Source organism: Chryseobacterium sp. 2P, assembly GCF_059579425.1.
Map to the genome: position 1 here is coordinate 3106004 of NZ_CM184194.1, position 18716 is coordinate 3124719.

The following is an 18716-nucleotide window of genomic DNA, read 5'->3' on the forward strand; positions in this document are numbered from 1 at the left end:
ATAAAAAGTGGAATTTTAATGAGTGGCTCATGGTATTGGTTTAAAAAACACAAAAATAAAAATGGCTAAAAATCTGATCAATAGATTCATAGCCACTTTAAATTTATATCAGCAGAGTTTTAAATTTAATTCAGATAAAATTCATATTTTTTTAATAATTGAATTTCTTTGATCAGTTCACCGCTTAGATTTACAGAATGCTTCATAGACTGAACTTCGAGATGTTCCACCTTCGAATCTTCTTCTACATTTTTCAGATAAAATTTCAGCTTCTGCGTTCCCTGATTTCTTTCTAAAACTTTTCTGAAAAAATTCAGGTCTTCCGGTCGGAAATCCATCACATCCATCACTAAGGAAATACTTTTTGCAAATCTCTCAAAAGCTTCCTGAAGCTCAATAACATCCGTAACATTCACAAAAACCCTTCCGTCCTTTACCTGAGCAAATTTTATTTTGAAAATAACAAACCGCTGAACCTCCAGTTTTTCTTTCAGCTTCATATAATCACGATCTCCCAGTCGGAAAGAATAAGAACCGGAATAATCTTCCAACGTTACAAAAGCCACTTTTTCACCACTTCGGAAACCATCTTTTACCACATATTCGGTAATCAGACCGGCAACAGTATATTCTTTTCCGCCACCGCCGTTTTCTCTTTCCTTCTGTAAGGTTTTCCAGTCTTTTTTCTTCTCTTCGAATAATTCTTCCTGCTTATTCGCAAAAGCCTGTTCTTTATACGCATCTACTTCATCAAGATTAAGGAAATGGAAAACACCTTTTGGCTCTGCTTTTTTGGTGACTTCCTCAATGATTTCCTCTTCTTCACCCGCAATCACATCATCGGAAACAATTTCCGCAAGTTCAGCCACATCTTCCGGAACCTCCTGCTCTAAGATCGGAACCTCATCTATTACGATTTTAGATTCGTCTTCTTTTTCCAGAACAGATTTTTTGGAAAGACTTCCCTGTATAAACTGGAACTGGTATTTGAATTCGTCCAGAGGATGTGCAGAAAGATAGAATCCAATGGTTTCTTTTTCCTTATTCAGCTTATGCATATTCGGCCATTCCGGACACGGAGCCAGTTTGGGCTGCTCGATCTGAACTTCCTCTGCAAAATCCGCAAAAAGAGAATGTTCCATTTCATTTTTACTTTCCTGAAAGCTCTGTCCGTAACGGATCAGTCTTTCGAGATTGGTTCTTCCCGCCATATCAATATCGAAATACTGACCTCTGTGGAAATTGTCGAGTTCGTCAAAAGCTCCTGCCAAAACCAAACTTTCTGCCACTCTTTTATTCATTTGCGAAGGCAGAATTCTTTCGAAGAAATCATAGATATTTTTAAATCTTCCGTTCTGTCTTTCTCTTGTAATGGCTTCACTCGGACCTTCACCAATTCCTTTAATGGCACCCAGACCAAAACGGATCTGCCCTTTTTCGTTTACCGAGAATTTGTACTGCGATTCGTTTACATCCGGTCCCAAAACATCAACGCCCATACTTTTACAGTCTTCCATGAACATGGTGATGGAATCTGTATTGTTAATGTTGTTACTCATCACACTCGCCATATATTCTGCCGGATAATTGGCTTTTAAATAAGCAGTCTGATACGCAATAAATGCATAACACGTAGAGTGAGACTTGTTGAAGGCATATTCTGCAAAGGCTTTCCAGTCGTTCCAGATTTTCTCTAAACGTTCTTCGTTGAGGTTATTTTTTCTTCCGCCTTCAATGAATTTCGGGTACATTTTATTAAGAACGTCGATCTGCTTTTTACCCATCGCCTTTCTCAGCGTATCGGCTTCCCCTTTCGTGAAATTTGCCAGTTTCTGGGATAAAAGCATTACCTGTTCCTGATATACGGTAATTCCGTAGGTTTCTTTTAAATATTCCTCTGTTTCCGGTAAATCGTAGACGATTTCTTCAATTCCGTGTTTCCTGTTGATGAAGTTCGGGATGTATTTTATAGGACCGGGACGGTACAATGCATTCATGGCAATAAGATCGGCAAAAACGGTAGGTTTCAGCTCTCTCATGTACTTTTGCATTCCGGGACTTTCATACTGGAAAATCCCGACTGTTCTTCCCTCTTTAAATAACTGATAGGTTTTTGCATCATCAAGCGGAATAAGATCCGGATCAATATCTACTCCATATCTTGCTTTTACTAGTTTTAAAGCATCTTTAATAATGGTTAAAGTTCTCAGCCCTAAAAAGTCCATTTTCAGAAGCCCTGCACTTTCTGCCACCGAGTTATCAAACTGCGAAACCAGAATATCGGCATCTTTTGCCGCAATGGTTACCGGAACCAGATTACTTACATCTTCCGGCGTAATGATAACCCCACAAGCGTGAATTCCTGTATTTCTGATGCAGCCTTCCATTTTTTTTGCACTCGCCAAAACTCCGTGACGCGCATCATTCGGACTGTCGAGAACGTAGCGCATTTCGTCAACAAGCTGTTGTTCTTCAGGTTTTAATTTATCGTATTTTGCTAAAGCTTTCGCAATATTCATTCCCGGTGTGGAAGGAATTAATTTAGCAATATTATTCGTGTCAGGAATCGGGACATCCAAAACTCTCCCCGCATCTTTAATCGCAGATTTACCTCCTAAAACCGAATAGGTAATAATCTGGGCAACCTGTGTTTTTCCGTATTTATCAACCACCCACTTGATGATTTTATCACGTCCTTCATCATCAAAGTCGATATCGATATCGGGCATGGAAACCCTTTCCGGATTCAGGAATCTCTCGAAAAGGAGATCGTATTTAATAGGATCTACGTTTGTAATTCCGATACAGTAGGCAACTGCAGAACCTGCCGCAGAACCACGACCGGGACCCACCCAAACGCCCATTTTACGGGCTTCGTTACAGAAATCCTGAACAATCAAAAAGTAACCGGGATATCCTGTATTGGCAATAACTTCCAGTTCGAAATCCAGACGTTCTTTTATCTCATCTGTAATTCCGGTTTCCACATATCTTCTTTTTGCCCCTTCGTACGTTAAATAGGTAAGATAAGCCATCTCACCGCGTTTTCCGCCATCGACATCATCTTCGGGATGAATAAATTCTTCCGGAATATCGAATTTAGGAAGGAGAACGTCTCTTTTTAAAGTATAAGGCTTGAACTTTGCGAAAAATTCTTCATATGCTTCGAATGCATCGGGATACGTTAAAAACGCTTCCTTGATTTCATCCGCCGTTTTCATATAGTATTCTCCGGTTGCAAGTCCTCTTCTTTTTCCAAAACCTTTTCCTACAGGCGTTGAAAGCTTTTCACCATCTTTGATGCAGCTTACAATATCCTGAATATTAGAATCGTCTTTATTGGTATAGAACGTTTCATTCTGCGCTAAAATTTTAACATTATATTTATCGGCAAAATGCAACAATACATCATTTAAATGCTCTTCTTCCGGCAGTTTATGGTTCTGGATCTGGACATAAAAATCGTCTCCGAAAGTATCTTTCCACCATCTGAAAAGCTCCTCCCCTTTCTGTTCCCCCGTATTTAAAATGGCATCCGGAATATCTCCGTGAATTCCTGAAGTTAGAGCAATAACTCCTTCTTTATATTCGGCAATCAATTCCCGGCTTACCCTCGGAACTCCGAAATAAAATCCTTTAAGAAATCCGATACTGGATAGTTTGGCTAAATTTTTATAGCCGTTAAAATCCTTTGCCAATAAGACAACCTGCGTTCTTCGGTCGGGATCATCTTTGGTAAACTGCTTCTGCTCATAACGGTCTGAAATATAAAATTCACATCCAACTACAGGAATCAAAGGCTGTGAAACCGGTTCCGGTTCATTGAATTCTTCGCCTTTTTCTTCTGCTTCCTGTTTTTTAGCGAGGTATTCTTTATGCTTTTTCGCACGGTCGCCGTTTGCGCCTTCTACCGCAGAAACAAATTTGAAAGCACCCATCATATTTCCCAGATCCACCATTCCGACAGCGGGAAAATTATCATCAGTTGCTTTTTTAATTAAATCGTTGATGCTTGTGGTAGCCGTTAAAGTAGAGAAAACACTGTGGTTATCAAAGTTGAAATATTTTCCGAGGTCGATCTCATCAATACTTCCGAAGTCCTGCTGTTTCTTTTTGTTGTGAAAATCCGCAACCTGCCTTCTGATAACAATATTGAAAGGCTTTATCGGATCAGGATACAGCGTTTTAAAATACGCAAGCTGATCTTCCGAAGTTTTCAGTACTTCCGCAGGAATGATCCCGATTCTCATCATTTCGAAGAAAACCTGCGCCGTTGCATTTACGTCGGCAGCGGCGTTGTGCGCTTCATCAAATTTATGACCGTATAATTTTTCGTAAAGTTCTTCCAGCTTCGGAGCTTTGTACCTTCCTCCTTTTCCGCCTCCTAACTGACAGAAATCTGTTCCCAGAATCATCGTATCGGCTTTGGGCTTTTCCTGAAGATTGTCTTTAATATTTTTACGGTAGAATTCGGCTCCCACAATGTTGTAGTCAAACTCCACATTGTGTCCGGAGACCACTCTTACTTTTTCTAAAACTTTAGAAAATTCATTTAAAATTTCTTCGAGATCACGACCTTCCTCATTGGCGATTTTTGTTGTAATCCCGTGAATTCTCGCGGCATTGAAGGGAATATCATACCCTTCCGGTTTTATAATATAATCCTGATTTTCAATTAATGTTCCGTCATCATCATGCAACTGCCACGCAATCTGCACCATTCTTGGCCAGTTATATGAATCTGAAAGCGGAGCGTTGAAATTCTTCGGTAAACCTGTGGTTTCTGTGTCAAAAACTAAATACATGTAATTTTTCTAGCTTTTATTAAAAAGAGAATGTAAAGTTACTTTAATTTTTTGTCTTTTGGAATTAGTTTTTATAAATCCTGCTGAATCATGGTATATATATTTGATTTTGATAAATCAGGTTTTAGCGCAAATCAGACATCAAAGAACATTGAAAAACAACAGATTACCGAAAAACACTAACGATTGTTAGTATTTTGATTTTTTGTTTATCTTTGCTTTCTATGGAAAATACACTTCACGAAAAGGTTTCTCAAGATATATTACTCAAGGCTTATAACCACATGATGCTTGCCAAAGCAATGGCAGATATTTATGAAGAAAACAGAAATGTCTGTAAATATGTTCATAGCACATCAAGAGGTCATGAAGCCATTCAGCTGGCAACGGCTTATCAGTTAAAAAAAGAAGACTGGGTTTCCCCTTATTACCGTGATGAAAGCATACTTTTAGGAATCGGCTTTGAACCTTATCAGCTTATGCTTCAATTGCTGGCGAAAGCTGATGATCCTTTTTCCGGAGGCAGATCCTACTACTCACACCCTTCAAGCAGGGACGAAAATAAACCAAAAATTATTCATCAGAGTTCTGCGACAGGGATGCAGACCATTCCGACAACGGGAGTTGCGCAGGGAATTAAATATATTCAGGATTTCGAATTGCAGCAGTTTGAAAATAATCCTGTGGTAGTCTGCAGTCTGGGCGACAATTCTGTAACGGAAGGTGAAGTAAGTGAAGCTTTCCAGTTTGCGGCTTTACATCAGTTGCCTATTATTTTTCTTGTTCAGGATAATGAATGGGGAATTTCCGTAACCAAGGAGGAAGCAAGGACGTGCGATGCCTATGATTTTGTAGCCGGTTTCACGGGTTTAAGCAGAATGAGAGTAGACGGAACAGATTTCGTGGAAAGCTTTGAAGTAATGAAAAAAGCGGTGGATTTTGTAAGAACTGAAAGAAAACCTTTGGTGGTTTGTGCCAAAACTGTTCTCATCGGCCACCACACTTCAGGAGTACGAAGAGAGTTTTACAGAGACGAAGAAGATTTAACCAAACACCGTGCGAAAGATCCGGGAAATATTCTTAGAAATCATTTGATCGAATCCGGAGTTGATGAAGAGTTATTAAAACAGATTACGAAAAAAGCCCGTCTTGAAGCTGAAGAAGCTTTTGAAAAGGCTAAAAATGCAGAAGATCCGAAGCCTGAAAGTGTTATGAATCATGTTTTCGCGCCAACTCCAATTACGGAAGAGATTGGAACCAGAGAACCTGAAGGTGGAGAAAAAATTGTGATGGTTGACGCTGCAATTCACGCGATTCAGGAGCTAATGTGGAAACATCCGGAAGCTTTGCTGTACGGACAGGATGTTGGGGAAAGAATCGGAGGGGTTTTCCGTGAGACGGTAACATTAGGAAAAAAATTCGGAAGCAAAAGGGTTTTCAATACCGCGATTCAGGAAGCTTATATTATCGGTTCTACAGCGGGAATGAGCGCAGTCGGATTAAAACCGATTGTTGAAGTTCAGTTTGCGGATTATATTTATCCGGGAATCAATCAGTTAATTACAGAGATTTCAAAATCGAGTTATTTAAGTCAGGGGAAATTCCCTGTAAGCAATATCATCCGTGTTCCGATCGGAGCTTACGGCGGCGGCGGTCCTTATCACAGCGGAAGTGTTGAAAGTATTTTAGCGAATATCAAAGGGATTAAAATTGCCTATCCGAGCAATGCGGCAGATTTCAAAGGTTTATTAAAAGCAGCCTATTACGATCCGAATCCGGTGGTGATGCTTGAGCATAAAGGATTGTACTGGAGCAAGGTTCCGGGAACGGAAGATGCAAAAACCATTGAACCTGCGGAAGATTATATTTTACCTTTCGGAAAGGGAAAAGTAATTATTGAAGCGGATAAAAAGGAAACCGAAAAAGGCAGAACTTTATTGATCGTTACTTATGGAATGGGGATTTACTGGGCAAAAGAAGCGGCGAAAAACTTCAACGGAAGAGTTGAGGTTATCGATTTAAGAACCCTGATTCCTCTGGATGAAGAACTGGTTTTTGAGAGAGTAAAAGCGCATGGAAAATGTATTGTTTTAACGGAAGAACAATTAAACAATTCTTTTGCGGAAGCTTTTGCTCACCGAATTTCGAAAAACTGCTTTAAATATCTTGATGCACCGGTAGAAACGATGGGTTCTCTGGATGTTCCTGCGGTTCCTATCAATTTGGTGCTTGAAAAGGAAATGCTTCCGAATGCGGAAAAGCTTTCCGATAAAATTGAAGAAATGCTGAAATATTAATTCAGTTTAAAATAAAAATTGTAAGCCTCTAATTTTTTAGAGGTTTTTTTGTGTCTTAATTTCTTATATTTATATGCTGCCAGTGAAAGTTTTTCAAATTCTGTTTCAAAACATGGTATCTGTTTTGCTAAGTTTTTTGCTGGTTCAAAATTAAATTGCACAAATATGATTACAACAAAATACGTTAATTACCGACAGGTTCTCAATTTATCAGGATTTCATGTGATTCTGATTTCAATCTGGTGCACTTTAATTGCTGTGCTTTTTCACTTTTTCCATTGGGACTGGATGATTATTCCGTGGGTTCCGGTAGCATTGATTGGTACTGCGGAAGCTTTCCTGGTAGGTTTTAAAAATAATCAGGCGTATGACAGATTGTGGGAGGCAAGAAAAATTTGGGGCGGAATCGTAAATTCCAGCAGAATGCTCGGATCAATGGTTTATGCCTTTGATACCAAAGAAGAAAAAGTAGGAACATTTGATCTGGAAGACCGCAGAAAGAAAATCGTTTTCCGGCATATTGCATGGCTGTATCAGTTAAGGGAGCAACTCCTGATTCCTACAGAGTGGGAACATATTAAAGTAGAAGAAGATCGGTTCAAAAGTGTGGATTATAAGCGTAACCGACTGATAAAGGCGGGTTTTCCTGATTATGGGAGAACGCCTATTTTCCTCAACAAATACTTGTCTGAAGAGGAAACTGAATTGCAGTCTCAGTATAAAAATTTCGCGACTTATCTTATTGCTCAGCAGTCGAAAGACATTAATGAGCTTAAAAATATGGGTGCGATTTCTGATTTCAACCAAAAGCAACTGCAGGATTGCCTTAACGAATTTTATACGCTGCAGGGACAGGCAGAAAGGATTAAAAAGTTTCCTTTGCCAAGACAGTTTGCAAGTACCGCTTTTGTTTTTAATGTCATTTTTATTATGCTGCTTCCGTTAGGTTTGGTGAGTGAATTTGCCAAATTGGGAGACTGGGGAATCTGGGCTTCGATTCCGTTTTGTATTACGATTGGCTGGATTTATATTATTATGGAGCTGGTTGGAGATTATTCTGAAAATCCTTTTGAGGGTCTTATGTTTGATATTCCGATGCTTTCGATCTGCAGAACGATTGAAATTGATCTTCTGCAAATGACCGGAGAAACGGATTTACCTGATCCTATCGCTTCTAAGAATGGGGTTTTGGTTTAATTAATTGTTTTCAATTGATCGTAAGAACGCAGTTTAGCCCCGATTGCAGCTTTGTCTGAGCTCATTTTCAGGGATTTAGGGTTGCGGCGGCTTCGCCGCCGCAACCCTAAATCCCTGAAAATAGCGAGTGCGGAAAGCGGGAAATAGCTCCTGAAAAAAACTTTTTTCTCTACAAAACAATTGCCGTTGTATTTTTTACCTCAGAGATCATGAAAGAGCTGTGTGTACTTGCAATATGCTGCAATGTCGTAAGTTTTGTAAGCATAAAATTTCGATAGTCTTCCATATCTTTTACCCCGATTTTTAAGATATAATCGTAGTCACCGCTTACATGGAAACATTCGGTTACTTCTTCCAGATTCATCACTTCTTTTTCGAACTGCAGAACGTATTCTTTTTTGTGCTGAGCGAGTTTGATATGACAGAGCACAATGAAATTGCGGTTGATTTTATGCCTGTCCAGAATCGCAACATATTTAGAAATCACTCCTGTATTTTCTAGTTTCCGGATGCGTTCATAAACAGCCGTAACGGATAAACCTAACTTGTGAGACAGTTCTTTGGTGGTTTGTTTGGCATCTTCCTGCAAAAAAAAGAGCAGTTTTTTATCCGTTTCATCAAAACTCATAGATAAATTTTAGTCAAATGTTTATTAAATTCAAATATAATAAACTTTTTTTCTATTGATTAGCATTTTACTAGATTTAAATTCTAATAATTTAAATTTCTGTTGTAATAGTTCAGGAGGTTATTCATATTTATAGCATAAAAACTTAAACGATATGAACGACTTTAATGCAGCCAACGAAATACAGGATTTGCAATATTTCGGTGAATTTGGCGGAGTAAATCCATCAATTTCAGACAGTTCTACTTACACTTTTCTTTCTGCAAAAACGATGTTTGATACTTTCGAAGGAAACGCAGAAGGATGCTATTTGTATTCAAGACATTCTTCTCCGATGAATCTTTATCTTGCACAGGCTCTGGCTAAGCTTGAAAATACGGAAGCAGCCAATGTTACCGCATCGGGAATGGGAGCGATTACTTCGGTTCTGATGCAGGTCTGCAAAAGCGGAGATCATATTATTTCGAGCAGAACAATCTACGGCGGAACGTATGCTTTTATGAAAAATTTTCTTCCGCCATTTAATATTCAGACGACGTTTGTAGACATCAATAATTTTGAATCTGTTGAAAATTCAATTACTGAAAACACAAAAATCATCTACTGTGAAAGTGTGAGCAATCCGCTTTTAGAAGTTGCTGATTTAAGAAAACTTTCTGAAATCTGTAAAAGACATAATCTGAAACTGATTGTAGACAATACGTTTTCTCCGCTTTCTATTTCGCCAAAGCTTTTGGGCGCAGATATCGTGATCCATTCTTTAACGAAATTTATCAACGGAAGCAGCGATACCGTCGGCGGAGTGTACTGTGGAACTCAGGAGTTCATTAATGATACTAAAAACGTAAATAACGGAGCGTGTATGCTGTTGGGACCTACCATGGACAGTCTTCGTTCTGCAAGTATTCTTAAAAACCTTAGAACGCTGCACATCAGAATGAAACAGCACAGTTACAATGCAATGTATCTTGCTCAAAGATTTGAAGAAGACGGACTGCGTGTCTCTTATCCCGGATTAAAATCTCATAAAAACCACGAACTGATGAAAACGATGATGCACGAAGAGTACGGATTTGGCGGTTTGCTGACTTTAGACGCGGGAACCACAGACAAAGCCAATGAACTGATGGAACTGATGCAGCAGGAAAATCTGGGTTATCTTGCGGTAAGTTTAGGCTTTTATAAAACTTTATTCTCATGTTCAGGAAGCTCCACTTCTTCTGAAATCCCGGAGGAAGAACGTGCTGCGATGGGAATTTCCGATGGACTGATCAGATTCTCAATAGGGCTGGATCACGACATCGAACGAACGTATGAAAAGATGAGAGAATGCATGCTTAAAACAGGTGTTCTCAGCCATAAAACCATCTCCATATCCTAATTATTGTAAAAAAGCTGTTGATTTCGACAGCTTTTATTTTTTTTAGATAAATTTCGTGCCTACAGAGCAATATTTGCTGTAATCGAAAATCATAGTTTTTTTTAACGCAAAGTTTAATTTAAATACCCCTTATTTAAGGGAGCAAAGAAGAATCAATAAGTTGCTTTGATAAAGCGTATTTTTCAAGCTTTGCGTAGCAAATTTATTTGCCTTTACTGACTAAAATTAAAGCTTTGCTAAAAAATCTTTGCGTCAAAAAATTTACGCTAAAAAGTAATGCATTAAAAATTTTAGTGGTAAAATCAAACTTTATGAAAATGTTTCGGGAAGGCATCTTCGGGTTTCATCCTGAAAATATTCAGCAAAATCCACGATTTTAAGAAGCCATAACCGTAAGAAAACATCTGGATGTAGGTGGAAATTACCGCCATTCCTGCAATGCTGATGTTTTTGGTCACCCACAAAGCATGGAAAAGTACCATGAACGTATATAAACCATAAAACGCAAGAATAACGCCTTTTCCCAGAATAAAATATTCTATAAATCCCATCACGTAACCCAACATAAATAAGGTAGGAAATGCAAATGATATCTTTACATAATTCGGATGTCTCTGATTAAGAATTGGTCTTGCACAGCCAAACTGATATACCTGTTTCGAAAATTTTCCGAAATCTACCCTGCGTTTGTGGTATACTGCAATATCATCAAAGAAAGCTGTTTTAAAGCCATTTTCCCAAAGCGTCATGGAAAGATCCGGGTCCTCTCCTATTCTCATTTCTGAAAAACCACCGACTTTTTCGAAAACCTCTTTTTTTACCCCCATATTAAAACTTCTCGGCTGAAATTTTGAAACGGCTTTTTTACTTCCTCTGATTCCTCCGGTTGTAAAAACAGAAGTCATTGAATAAGAAATGGCTTTCTGCATCAGATTAAAACCTTTATGTGCCTTATCTGCTCCTCCAAAAGCATCACATGGAATTTCAAGAATATCTTTTTTGATGTTTTCGATGTAATCGTTCTCTACAATAACATCACTGTCCACAAAAACAAGCCATTCATTTTCCGCTCTTCTCGCACCGTAATTTCTTGATAAACCCGGTCCTGAATTATCTTTCCGGAAATATTTAATGTTTAAAAAACTTTCGAACTTTGAAATCGTTGGTTTCAAATCGATTAATGAGCCGTCATCCACGATAATGATCTCAAACTCTTTGTCTGTCTGCGCAGTAAGTGAATTCAGGAGTTCAAAAAGTTCGTCTTTGCGGTTAAAAATGGCAACGATAATGGAAATGGTTGGCTTCAAATCTGAAAATTTTTCAAAATTACTTATTCGGGAAGTAATGAGCAAAAAGATTTTGGAAATTAACAGCTTAATTTTAGATGATAAATAGCAACATTACACCTCAATAATTGATTTTTAAGTATTTTTGATCTTTAAACATAAATGTGATGAGTGGTTTTAGAGAATTTAAATATTCTATTATAATTTTTATTATTGGCTTAATTACAACTTCCTTTATTTTTATACCCTCATATTGGCTATTTAACATCCATCCGTTTCCTCCCAAATTCGGACTTGATATATGGATAATCTTAATACTCGTTTTGCTGATCCCGGCTTATTTTATTGAAATAAAATTAATTAAAAACTTTAAACTTTCTAAAAAAAGGGAAGGCGTTATCATACTTTCGTCTTTGTTTTGTATTGTAATGATCAATTTTTCGATGATGGATTTTATGAAAAATAATTATCAGACAACGAAGATAATATCTTCTGTTGATGAGATATACAATTCAAAAAGTCCGAAATTGATAATAAAAAATTTCGAAATCATTAATAATCCCGTTATTTATAAAAATATTCGCATTAATAAAAGATCAGGATCACAATATCTACAGCTTTATTTTTTATATCCTTTTAAAAGTGAACAAAATAAAAATAAGGTTTATTATTCCCTACAATTCGAAATACTTTCTGACACAAAATTTTTTACAGAAGAAGAGCAGATGGAAAATTTCTTAACCGAGAAAAAGAAAGAATTGCAGAACTATGATTTTTATAGAATAAAAAAATTCACCTATCTCACTATAACCGATCCTAATTTTGATTGTTATAATAAAGCGGTATCTAATTATTCCGACATATTTTTAATACCAATAGCTAATGAAAATGATGAAAATCAGAATTCTAACATCAAGTTTATAGTGGGAGTATTTTTATTTTATATCATAATTTTTCTACTTACAAGAGTTGAGGAATGGAAATAAATTAAGAAAATATTCCTGATTTAAAATAAACCCACAAAACCAAAGAAATAAAAAAAGACAATATAGAAACACTGAAAAAAAGCCACTGAAAAACACTCTTGAAATAGTATTTTTCTAAAGAATGTAAAACAAAAAATAATAAAAATGAAATGGCAACTCCAATAAGTGAAGCAACAATTAATGTCTGAACATATTTTTCAGAAGACAATGGATCTTTGAATACGAAAAAAAATAAAACTCCCGAAGAAAAAAGAAATACTGCACTTACTTTTTCTGTAAAATACTTTTTGGGCTTTTCATTTTTTGGCTTTTCGTGATAACTAAGATCTGAAGAAGAATTACTTCCAAACAATTCCAAAGCATCGAATACAATGTCTAAAATATCCAGAAAATTCCAATTCATGACTTGAGTTTTTTTGACAAAAATATATTTTTTATTTAAAAAATCATAAAAAAACCTTCCATTTCCGGAAGGTTTTCACTTTATTTTTCTTCTAATTTATGAACTTTCTTCGTTCCCTCATACATTTCATACTGCAAAAATCTGGTTTCCAGTTTTCCGTTGAAAAGCTTGATTTTTCTTGACGGACGAAGACCAATTTTCTTCACCGCTTCCAGATCAGAAGAAATCAGCCATGCCAATGTATTCGGATAATGGGTTTTGAAAGTGTCGCCTATTTTCTTGTAAAAATCATCATCATTAATAGAAATTCTTTCGTCGTAAGGCGGATTGAAGACCATCAACAAAGGGAAAAGTTCTTTTTTGGAATCAAAGAAATTCTGTTTCTTTACCTCAATCACGTCTTCCATTTCTGCTGCTTCGATGTTCATTCTTGCCGCATTCAGCATTCTTGCATCAATATCGTAGCCAACGATCTTTCCGGTAAACTCTTTCACCCTGTTGATTCTGAATTCTTTAATCTTGGTAAAAAGATCCGCATCATAATTTTTCCAGTTTTGGAAAGCAAATCTCCTTCTGAAAATCTGCGCCGGAAGATCCAAAGCAATCATTGCCGCTTCTATTAAAAGTGTTCCTGAACCGCACATCGGATCAAGGAAATTACCTTTTCCGTCCCAACCTGCCAGTTGAAGCATTCCGCTTGCCAGAACTTCATTAATCGGAGCTTCTCCCTGCTCTCTTCTGTATCCTCTCTTAAATAAAGGATCTCCCGAAGAATCCAGAGAAATGGTAATTAATTCTCTGTCGATATGAAGGTGGAATTTAATATCCGGATTTTTGGTTTCTACATTCGGACGTTTTTTGAATTTTTCCTGAAAATAATCCACAATCGCATCTTTCATTTTCAGCGTTACGAACTGAGAATGTTTGAATGTTTCAGAATTTACCGTAGAATCAATTGCAAAAGACTGATCCACATCCATAAATTCTTCCCAGTTGAATTTGAAAAGCCTGTCGTAAAACTGGTGCTGATTGAAAGCCTTAAATTCATGAATCGGAACCAAAATTTTCAAAGCCGTTCTCGCAGAGTAATTGATCTTATATAAAAAGCCCAAATCTCCTTCACAGTTTACCGCACGGTTTTTAACCTCAACTTTCCTTCCTCCCAGCTTTTTGATCTCTTCCGCCAGGATCTGTTCCAGCCCGAAGAATGTTTTTATCTGAATCTGTATATTTTCTGTATTCATTCTGCAAAAATAGCAATTTTAGTTGTTGGTTCTCAGTTTATAGTTTATACAAATCACTGCAACTACAAAAACCATAGCTTCGCAACAGCAGACAATCGCTCAAAAAACACTATTTTTGCAGTATGGAATGGTTTGAATCTTGGTTTGATACCCCTTATTATCATGTACTGTACAGCAACAGAGACTATACAGAAGCGGAAAATTTCATCACAAAACTTACTACTGAACTGCAGCTTCCGCCGAACTCAAAAATCATCGATCTCGCTTGTGGTAAGGGAAGACATTCGGTTTTTCTTAATAAACTCGGATATGATGTTTTAGGACTTGATCTTTCGAGACAGAGTATAGAATTCGATAAGCAGTTTGAGAATCAGACCTTGCTTTTTGATGTTCACGACATGAGAAACCCGATAGACGCAGATCCAATGGACGCTGTTTTTAATCTTTTTACCAGTTTCGGATATTTTGATAATGAGAATGATGACAAAAAAGTATTCCAGTCGGTTTATAATGCATTAAAACCGGGCGGATATTTTGTTCTGGATTATCTGAATGAAGAATATGTAAGAAAAAGCATCGTTCCGGAATCTACCACCGTTCGCGGAGATATTGTATTTAAAATAAAAAAGAAAATTGAAGGCAGGCATATTGTAAAGGACATTCAATTTGAAGCAGACGGAAAGCCTTATCATTTCTTCGAAAAAGTAAAACTTCACACATTGGATGCGATCAATTCCTATGCAGCTGAATGTGGTTTTGAGAGAATAAAAATCTGGGGAGATTATCAGCTGAACGATTTCAACAAAGAAACTTCTCTGCGTTGCATTAATTTATTCAAGAAAAAATAATGATTACCGTACTTTTACTGGTTTTAAGCGTTATTACAGGAGTTTTTCTGGGAAAGCATTTCGGTAAAAAAGAAAAGCTGGCAAAAAATCTTTTGATTTTAAGTGCCGGATTTCTGATTACCATTTGTCTGAATGAAGTATTTCCTGAAGTCTATACTTCAGAAACGGGAGGAAGTCTGGGCATTTTCGTGATCGGCGGTGTTTTACTGCAAATGATCCTTGAAGCTTTAACCAAAGGTTTTGAACACGGACATTTTCATCATCACAGCGAACATAATATTCTGCCTGTCGCTTTAATGGTGGGGCTTTTCATTCATGCTTTTATAGAGGGAATTCCTTTGGCGAACGAAGAACAGGAATTGTCACCTTATCTCTTGGGAATTGTTTTTCACAATCTTCCGATATCGTTCATTTTGGGCGCGTTTTTGTTTAACCGAAAAGATGAATCGAAATCTAATCCCTCTTATCCGTCCTTATTAATTGTTGCACTTTTTGCACTTGCTTCACCTTTGGGAATGCTGCTCGGAAATTATTTCAATCCTGATCTTCAGCCCTATTTTCTGGCTATTGTAGGAGGAATTTTCCTTCATATTTCTTCGGTAATTATCTTTGAAAGCAATAAGAACCATAACATCGACTGGGTGAAAATAGGACTTGTTATTTTAGGAGTTTCATTAGCCTTAGTCATGCATCTCTTTCACAGTCATGCACCAATAGGACATCACCACTAAACAACGTGGATCCGATGTAAAAACAATACAAAAAAATCAATAGGCTTTAACCAAAATTTAATTAAATTTCTATTAAAGTCAATTTTGATCTGAAAACTTTACATTGAACCGAAGATTAACACAATTAATGAAATACAGTGGTTTGATAGTCAATTAATTTTCAATCTTATTATATCGAACTTAAGGTAATCAACTTAATGAAAATAAAAAAGCTCCGAAAATAAATTCGGAGCTTTTTATATAGTATATTGTTTCAGGAAATTAAAATTTCCATCCTACTGTAATAAAGAAATTGTTTCTTACATTTTTTACATCAGACACTGCGAAAGCATCACTTGAGATTAAATGATTCGGAGAATAATATCCTGCTTCGTAATTACCGTCTACTTTACCGTATAAGAACGGATTGGTATAATTTGAAGTAACGTTCTGATATGATGCATCAATATAGAATGATCTGAAATCATATCCTAAACCTACAGATAAAGCATTTCTGTCGTTTAAGATCAGATTACTATATGACTGATTTTTATCAACACTTCCATTATTCGAGTATCTGTCTACCGTTAAAGCATCAAACGGGCTTGAAGCATAAGAATAACCTCCTCTCAGTCTGAACTGTTTAACTCTGTATTCCGCACCAATCTTTACTTCTGACAGATTTTTGTAATTTTCTTTAAAGAAGTCGTTCAGCTCGGTTTCGGCATCTCCGTACACTTTATATTTAGGCTTTGTTAGACCTAATGTATAATCTACGTTCAGGGCAAAACTCTTGCTCGCGATAAATGCAGCACTCACAGTAGCCTTTAAAGGAGTCGTTAATTTTCTGTTTTCAACAGCAGTATCATCTCCATAAACCGGATCATTATAGAAGTTGTAGCTTCTGTCTATATTCCAGAAAGTAGGCGTTTCTAAAGCTGCTCCCAATCTGAAATTAGGACTTAATTTTCCGATCACCCCCAATGAAGCCGAGAAACCGTTTCCTTTTTCATAGAATGGCGTATTCTGCTTACTGAAGTACTCTGAACTTCCATCCGACAAAGAATTGAACATTGCTGTATCCGATTGATCAATGGAAGAATTAAAGAAATTCAATCCTGCTCCCAGATACAGGTTATTGTTGTAGTTTGCTCCTACCCCAACACTTGTTTTTGATAAATATCCATATCTGTCGTAGGCATGTCTGCCGAAAGATGAACTTTTACCATCAGGAAAATCATATACTAGATTACTGTTTCCCTGAGTTTCAATATAATTTTCAATAGACTGGTTAGAATAATTAACCCCAATATTGATAAACTTCCAGGCACTTTCACTTAATAACTGAAACGTCATTACAGCTCCTAGGTTCCCAAGATCTCCTTTGTTGACACTGTATCCGAAAGATGAACCTGCATAAGTAGACGTATTCTTGTTATTGGTGATAGATAATGTTCCGGAAATTTCTCCTGAAATGGCTACTCCCAAACCCGCAGGATTGGTAAGCAGCGAATTTGCATCACCTCCCAAAGCTCCGTTTGAGCCAGCCATTGCGTTAAATTTAGCTGAACCTACATTCGGGGCATTAGAATAAACATCCACTGTATTTCTAATCACAGAAACATCTTGAGCCTGCGCAAAAAATGCAGCAGAAATACTCATTATTGCTAAAGATTTTTTTAACATTATTTTTTGAATAGTTTTTGCTTTTTAAAATTATCTGCCGCCTCGGAAACCGCCTCCGCCGCCACCGCCGGATCTGAATCCGCCGCCGCCACCGCTTCCGCCACCGAAGCCTCCGCCTCCTGATCTGAAGCCGCCTCCGCTGTTGGAATTATTGAAGCCTCCGTTATTTCTAAAACCTCCATCATTGTATCTTGGCTGCGATTGTTGCGGATAATTGTAGCTTGGTCTTGGCTGACTCTGATTCGGGTTTCTAAAGCCTCCCTGAGATCTTATGCCGCTTTGACTTTGATTTCTGAAACCGCCCACATTACTGTCTCCTTGTCTGAAGCCTCCACTGTTGCCGGAATTTCTGAAACCTCCGTAATTCGAGTTAGAATCTCTGAATCCGCCTGCATTGTTGGTGCTTCTTCTGAAACCTCCGGAACCTACGCCATATTTGCTGGCAAAACCACCGTTATATGAATTAAAGCCTCTGCCGTTAGATCCGCTTCTTCTATACATGGGTGCATAATATCCTCCTCCCCAGTATCCTCCGTAACCCCAGTAAGGATTGCCGTAATATCCACCCCAACCCCAATATGGATTGTAGCTCCAGTATGGAGAATATCCCCATCCCATATTCCAGCCCCATCCCCAGGAACCTCCCCATCCCCAGGAAAGTCCGATGTTCCAGCCGCCATAGCCACCATATCCCCAGTAAGGATTATAGCCTCCATACCATCCTCCCCATCCCCATGGAGAACCCCATCCCCAGGAATTGTTATAATAGTTGGTCTGGCTTCCTGCATAGCTTCCCCAGTCTGAATCTGTAGCTGTGGTATTCCAGTTGTAGTTATTCCAGTCGCTGTATCTCCCTTCCTTAGCATTTGCTTCGGCATTCTGGATTACATTGGTATCATCCTGATAATAGTTGTATTCTTCTCCTACCCTGTTTCCTCTGTCATTAATAATTACCCCTTCAGGAAGTGTGTCTTTATTCGGGTCGTAATAAACGCCGTCCGTCTCGCTGTAGCCGCCCATCTGAGCGCCGCAGGACATAAGTAACAATCCACCGGATATTGCTAAAATCCCTTTGGATCTTAAAATTCCTAGTAAATTTTTATGTATATTTTTTTTCATGATAACGTAAAAATTTTTAATTTAAATTATATTTGCAATCTGTACTAAAAATGTACCAAAACACGGTTATAAAAATCTATCAAAAATAGATTTTTATTTTTAGATAACAATAACATAAAAAAGTTA

13 protein-coding genes are annotated in these 18716 nt (G+C 37.5%); 6 read left to right on the plus strand and 7 right to left on the minus strand.

What is annotated here, in order from left to right:
* Positions 1-125: 125 nt before the first annotated feature.
* Positions 126-4805 (minus strand): DNA polymerase III subunit alpha, encoded by a 4680-nt coding sequence (gene dnaE, locus AC52CF_RS14055; RefSeq protein WP_214589136.1) that lies wholly within the window; start codon positions 4803-4805, stop codon positions 126-128.
* A gap of 224 nt (positions 4806-5029) precedes the next feature.
* Here dnaE and AC52CF_RS14060 point away from each other — a divergent pair, with 224 nt between their 5' ends.
* Together AC52CF_RS14060 and AC52CF_RS14065 are read left to right on the plus strand one after the other, a co-directional pair.
* Positions 5030-7102 (plus strand): alpha-ketoacid dehydrogenase subunit alpha/beta, encoded by a 2073-nt coding sequence (locus AC52CF_RS14060; RefSeq protein ID WP_496517288.1) that lies wholly within the window; start codon positions 5030-5032, stop codon positions 7100-7102.
* A gap of 165 nt (positions 7103-7267) precedes the next feature.
* Complete coding sequence (locus AC52CF_RS14065; protein WP_496517289.1) at positions 7268-8299, plus strand: bestrophin family protein; 1032 nt, start codon at positions 7268-7270, stop codon at positions 8297-8299.
* A 169-nt stretch (positions 8300-8468) separates the two neighbouring features.
* Here the strand turns inward: AC52CF_RS14065 and AC52CF_RS14070 are convergent, their stop codons facing one another.
* On the minus strand, positions 8469-8927 hold the full coding sequence (locus AC52CF_RS14070) for an Lrp/AsnC family transcriptional regulator (RefSeq protein WP_496517290.1): 459 nt from the start codon (positions 8925-8927) through the stop codon (positions 8469-8471).
* A gap of 154 nt (positions 8928-9081) precedes the next feature.
* Here AC52CF_RS14070 and AC52CF_RS14075 point away from each other — a divergent pair, with 154 nt between their 5' ends.
* On the plus strand, positions 9082-10308 hold the full coding sequence (locus tag AC52CF_RS14075; protein WP_496517291.1) for an aminotransferase class I/II-fold pyridoxal phosphate-dependent enzyme: 1227 nt from the start codon (positions 9082-9084) through the stop codon (positions 10306-10308).
* A 302-nt stretch (positions 10309-10610) separates the two neighbouring features.
* On the opposite strand, the gene AC52CF_RS14080 is transcribed toward AC52CF_RS14075, so the two are convergent.
* Positions 10611-11615, minus strand: coding sequence for a glycosyltransferase family 2 protein (locus AC52CF_RS14080; RefSeq protein WP_496517292.1), 1005 nt, complete (start codon positions 11613-11615; stop codon positions 10611-10613).
* Positions 11616-11761: 146 nt separating this feature from the next.
* Between AC52CF_RS14080 and AC52CF_RS14085 the strand changes: the two genes are divergently transcribed.
* The gene (locus AC52CF_RS14085) at positions 11762-12580 is read left to right on the plus strand and encodes a hypothetical protein (protein ID WP_496517293.1); all 819 of its coding nucleotides are present in this window, start codon (positions 11762-11764) and stop codon (positions 12578-12580) included.
* A 1-nt stretch (position 12581) separates the two neighbouring features.
* Here the strand turns inward: AC52CF_RS14085 and AC52CF_RS14090 are convergent, their stop codons facing one another.
* Together AC52CF_RS14090 and AC52CF_RS14095 are read right to left on the minus strand one after the other, a co-directional pair.
* The gene (locus tag AC52CF_RS14090; protein ID WP_496517294.1) at positions 12582-12983 is read right to left on the minus strand and encodes a branched-chain amino acid ABC transporter substrate-binding protein; all 402 of its coding nucleotides are present in this window, start codon (positions 12981-12983) and stop codon (positions 12582-12584) included.
* Between the two features lie 80 nt (positions 12984-13063).
* On the minus strand, positions 13064-14227 hold the full coding sequence (locus AC52CF_RS14095; RefSeq protein ID WP_235131309.1) for a THUMP domain-containing class I SAM-dependent RNA methyltransferase: 1164 nt from the start codon (positions 14225-14227) through the stop codon (positions 13064-13066).
* A gap of 122 nt (positions 14228-14349) precedes the next feature.
* Between AC52CF_RS14095 and AC52CF_RS14100 the strand changes: the two genes are divergently transcribed.
* Both AC52CF_RS14100 and AC52CF_RS14105 read left to right on the plus strand, forming a co-directional pair.
* Positions 14350-15075, plus strand: a complete 726-nt coding sequence (locus AC52CF_RS14100; RefSeq protein WP_496517295.1) for an SAM-dependent methyltransferase — start codon at positions 14350-14352, stop codon at positions 15073-15075.
* A 2-nt stretch (positions 15076-15077) separates the two neighbouring features.
* The gene (locus AC52CF_RS14105; protein ID WP_214591200.1) at positions 15078-15806 is read left to right on the plus strand and encodes a ZIP family metal transporter; all 729 of its coding nucleotides are present in this window, start codon (positions 15078-15080) and stop codon (positions 15804-15806) included.
* Positions 15807-16067: 261 nt separating this feature from the next.
* Here the strand turns inward: AC52CF_RS14105 and AC52CF_RS14110 are convergent, their stop codons facing one another.
* Positions 16068-17471 (minus strand): OmpP1/FadL family transporter, encoded by a 1404-nt coding sequence (locus tag AC52CF_RS14110; RefSeq protein WP_290266510.1) that lies wholly within the window; start codon positions 17469-17471, stop codon positions 16068-16070.
* Between the two features lie 30 nt (positions 17472-17501).
* Complete coding sequence (locus AC52CF_RS14115) at positions 17502-18590, minus strand: prolyl-tRNA synthetase (RefSeq protein WP_214589126.1); 1089 nt, start codon at positions 18588-18590, stop codon at positions 17502-17504.
* Positions 18591-18716: the final 126 nt, after the last annotated feature.

Excerpts from the sequence above, each read along its gene's own strand:
- AC52CF_RS14075 (WP_496517291.1), top strand. The coding sequence starts at position 9,082 with ATGAACGACTTTAATGCAGCCAACGAAATACAGGATTTGCAATATTTC.
- AC52CF_RS14090 (WP_496517294.1), bottom strand. The coding sequence starts at position 12,983 with ATGAATTGGAATTTTCTGGATATTTTAGACATTGTATTCGATGCTTTG.
- AC52CF_RS14065 (WP_496517289.1), top strand. The coding sequence starts at position 7,268 with ATGATTACAACAAAATACGTTAATTACCGACAGGTTCTCAATTTATCA.
- AC52CF_RS14115 (WP_214589126.1), bottom strand. The coding sequence starts at position 18,590 with ATGAAAAAAAATATACATAAAAATTTACTAGGAATTTTAAGATCCAAA.
- AC52CF_RS14095 (WP_235131309.1), bottom strand. The coding sequence starts at position 14,227 with ATGAATACAGAAAATATACAGATTCAGATAAAAACATTCTTCGGGCTG.
- AC52CF_RS14100 (WP_496517295.1), top strand. The coding sequence starts at position 14,350 with ATGGAATGGTTTGAATCTTGGTTTGATACCCCTTATTATCATGTACTG.
- AC52CF_RS14085 (WP_496517293.1), top strand. The coding sequence starts at position 11,762 with ATGAGTGGTTTTAGAGAATTTAAATATTCTATTATAATTTTTATTATT.
- AC52CF_RS14070 (WP_496517290.1), bottom strand. The coding sequence starts at position 8,927 with ATGAGTTTTGATGAAACGGATAAAAAACTGCTCTTTTTTTTGCAGGAA.
- AC52CF_RS14060 (WP_496517288.1), top strand. The coding sequence starts at position 5,030 with ATGGAAAATACACTTCACGAAAAGGTTTCTCAAGATATATTACTCAAG.
- dnaE (WP_214589136.1), bottom strand. The coding sequence starts at position 4,805 with ATGTATTTAGTTTTTGACACAGAAACCACAGGTTTACCGAAGAATTTC.
- AC52CF_RS14110 (WP_290266510.1), bottom strand. The coding sequence starts at position 17,471 with ATGTTAAAAAAATCTTTAGCAATAATGAGTATTTCTGCTGCATTTTTT.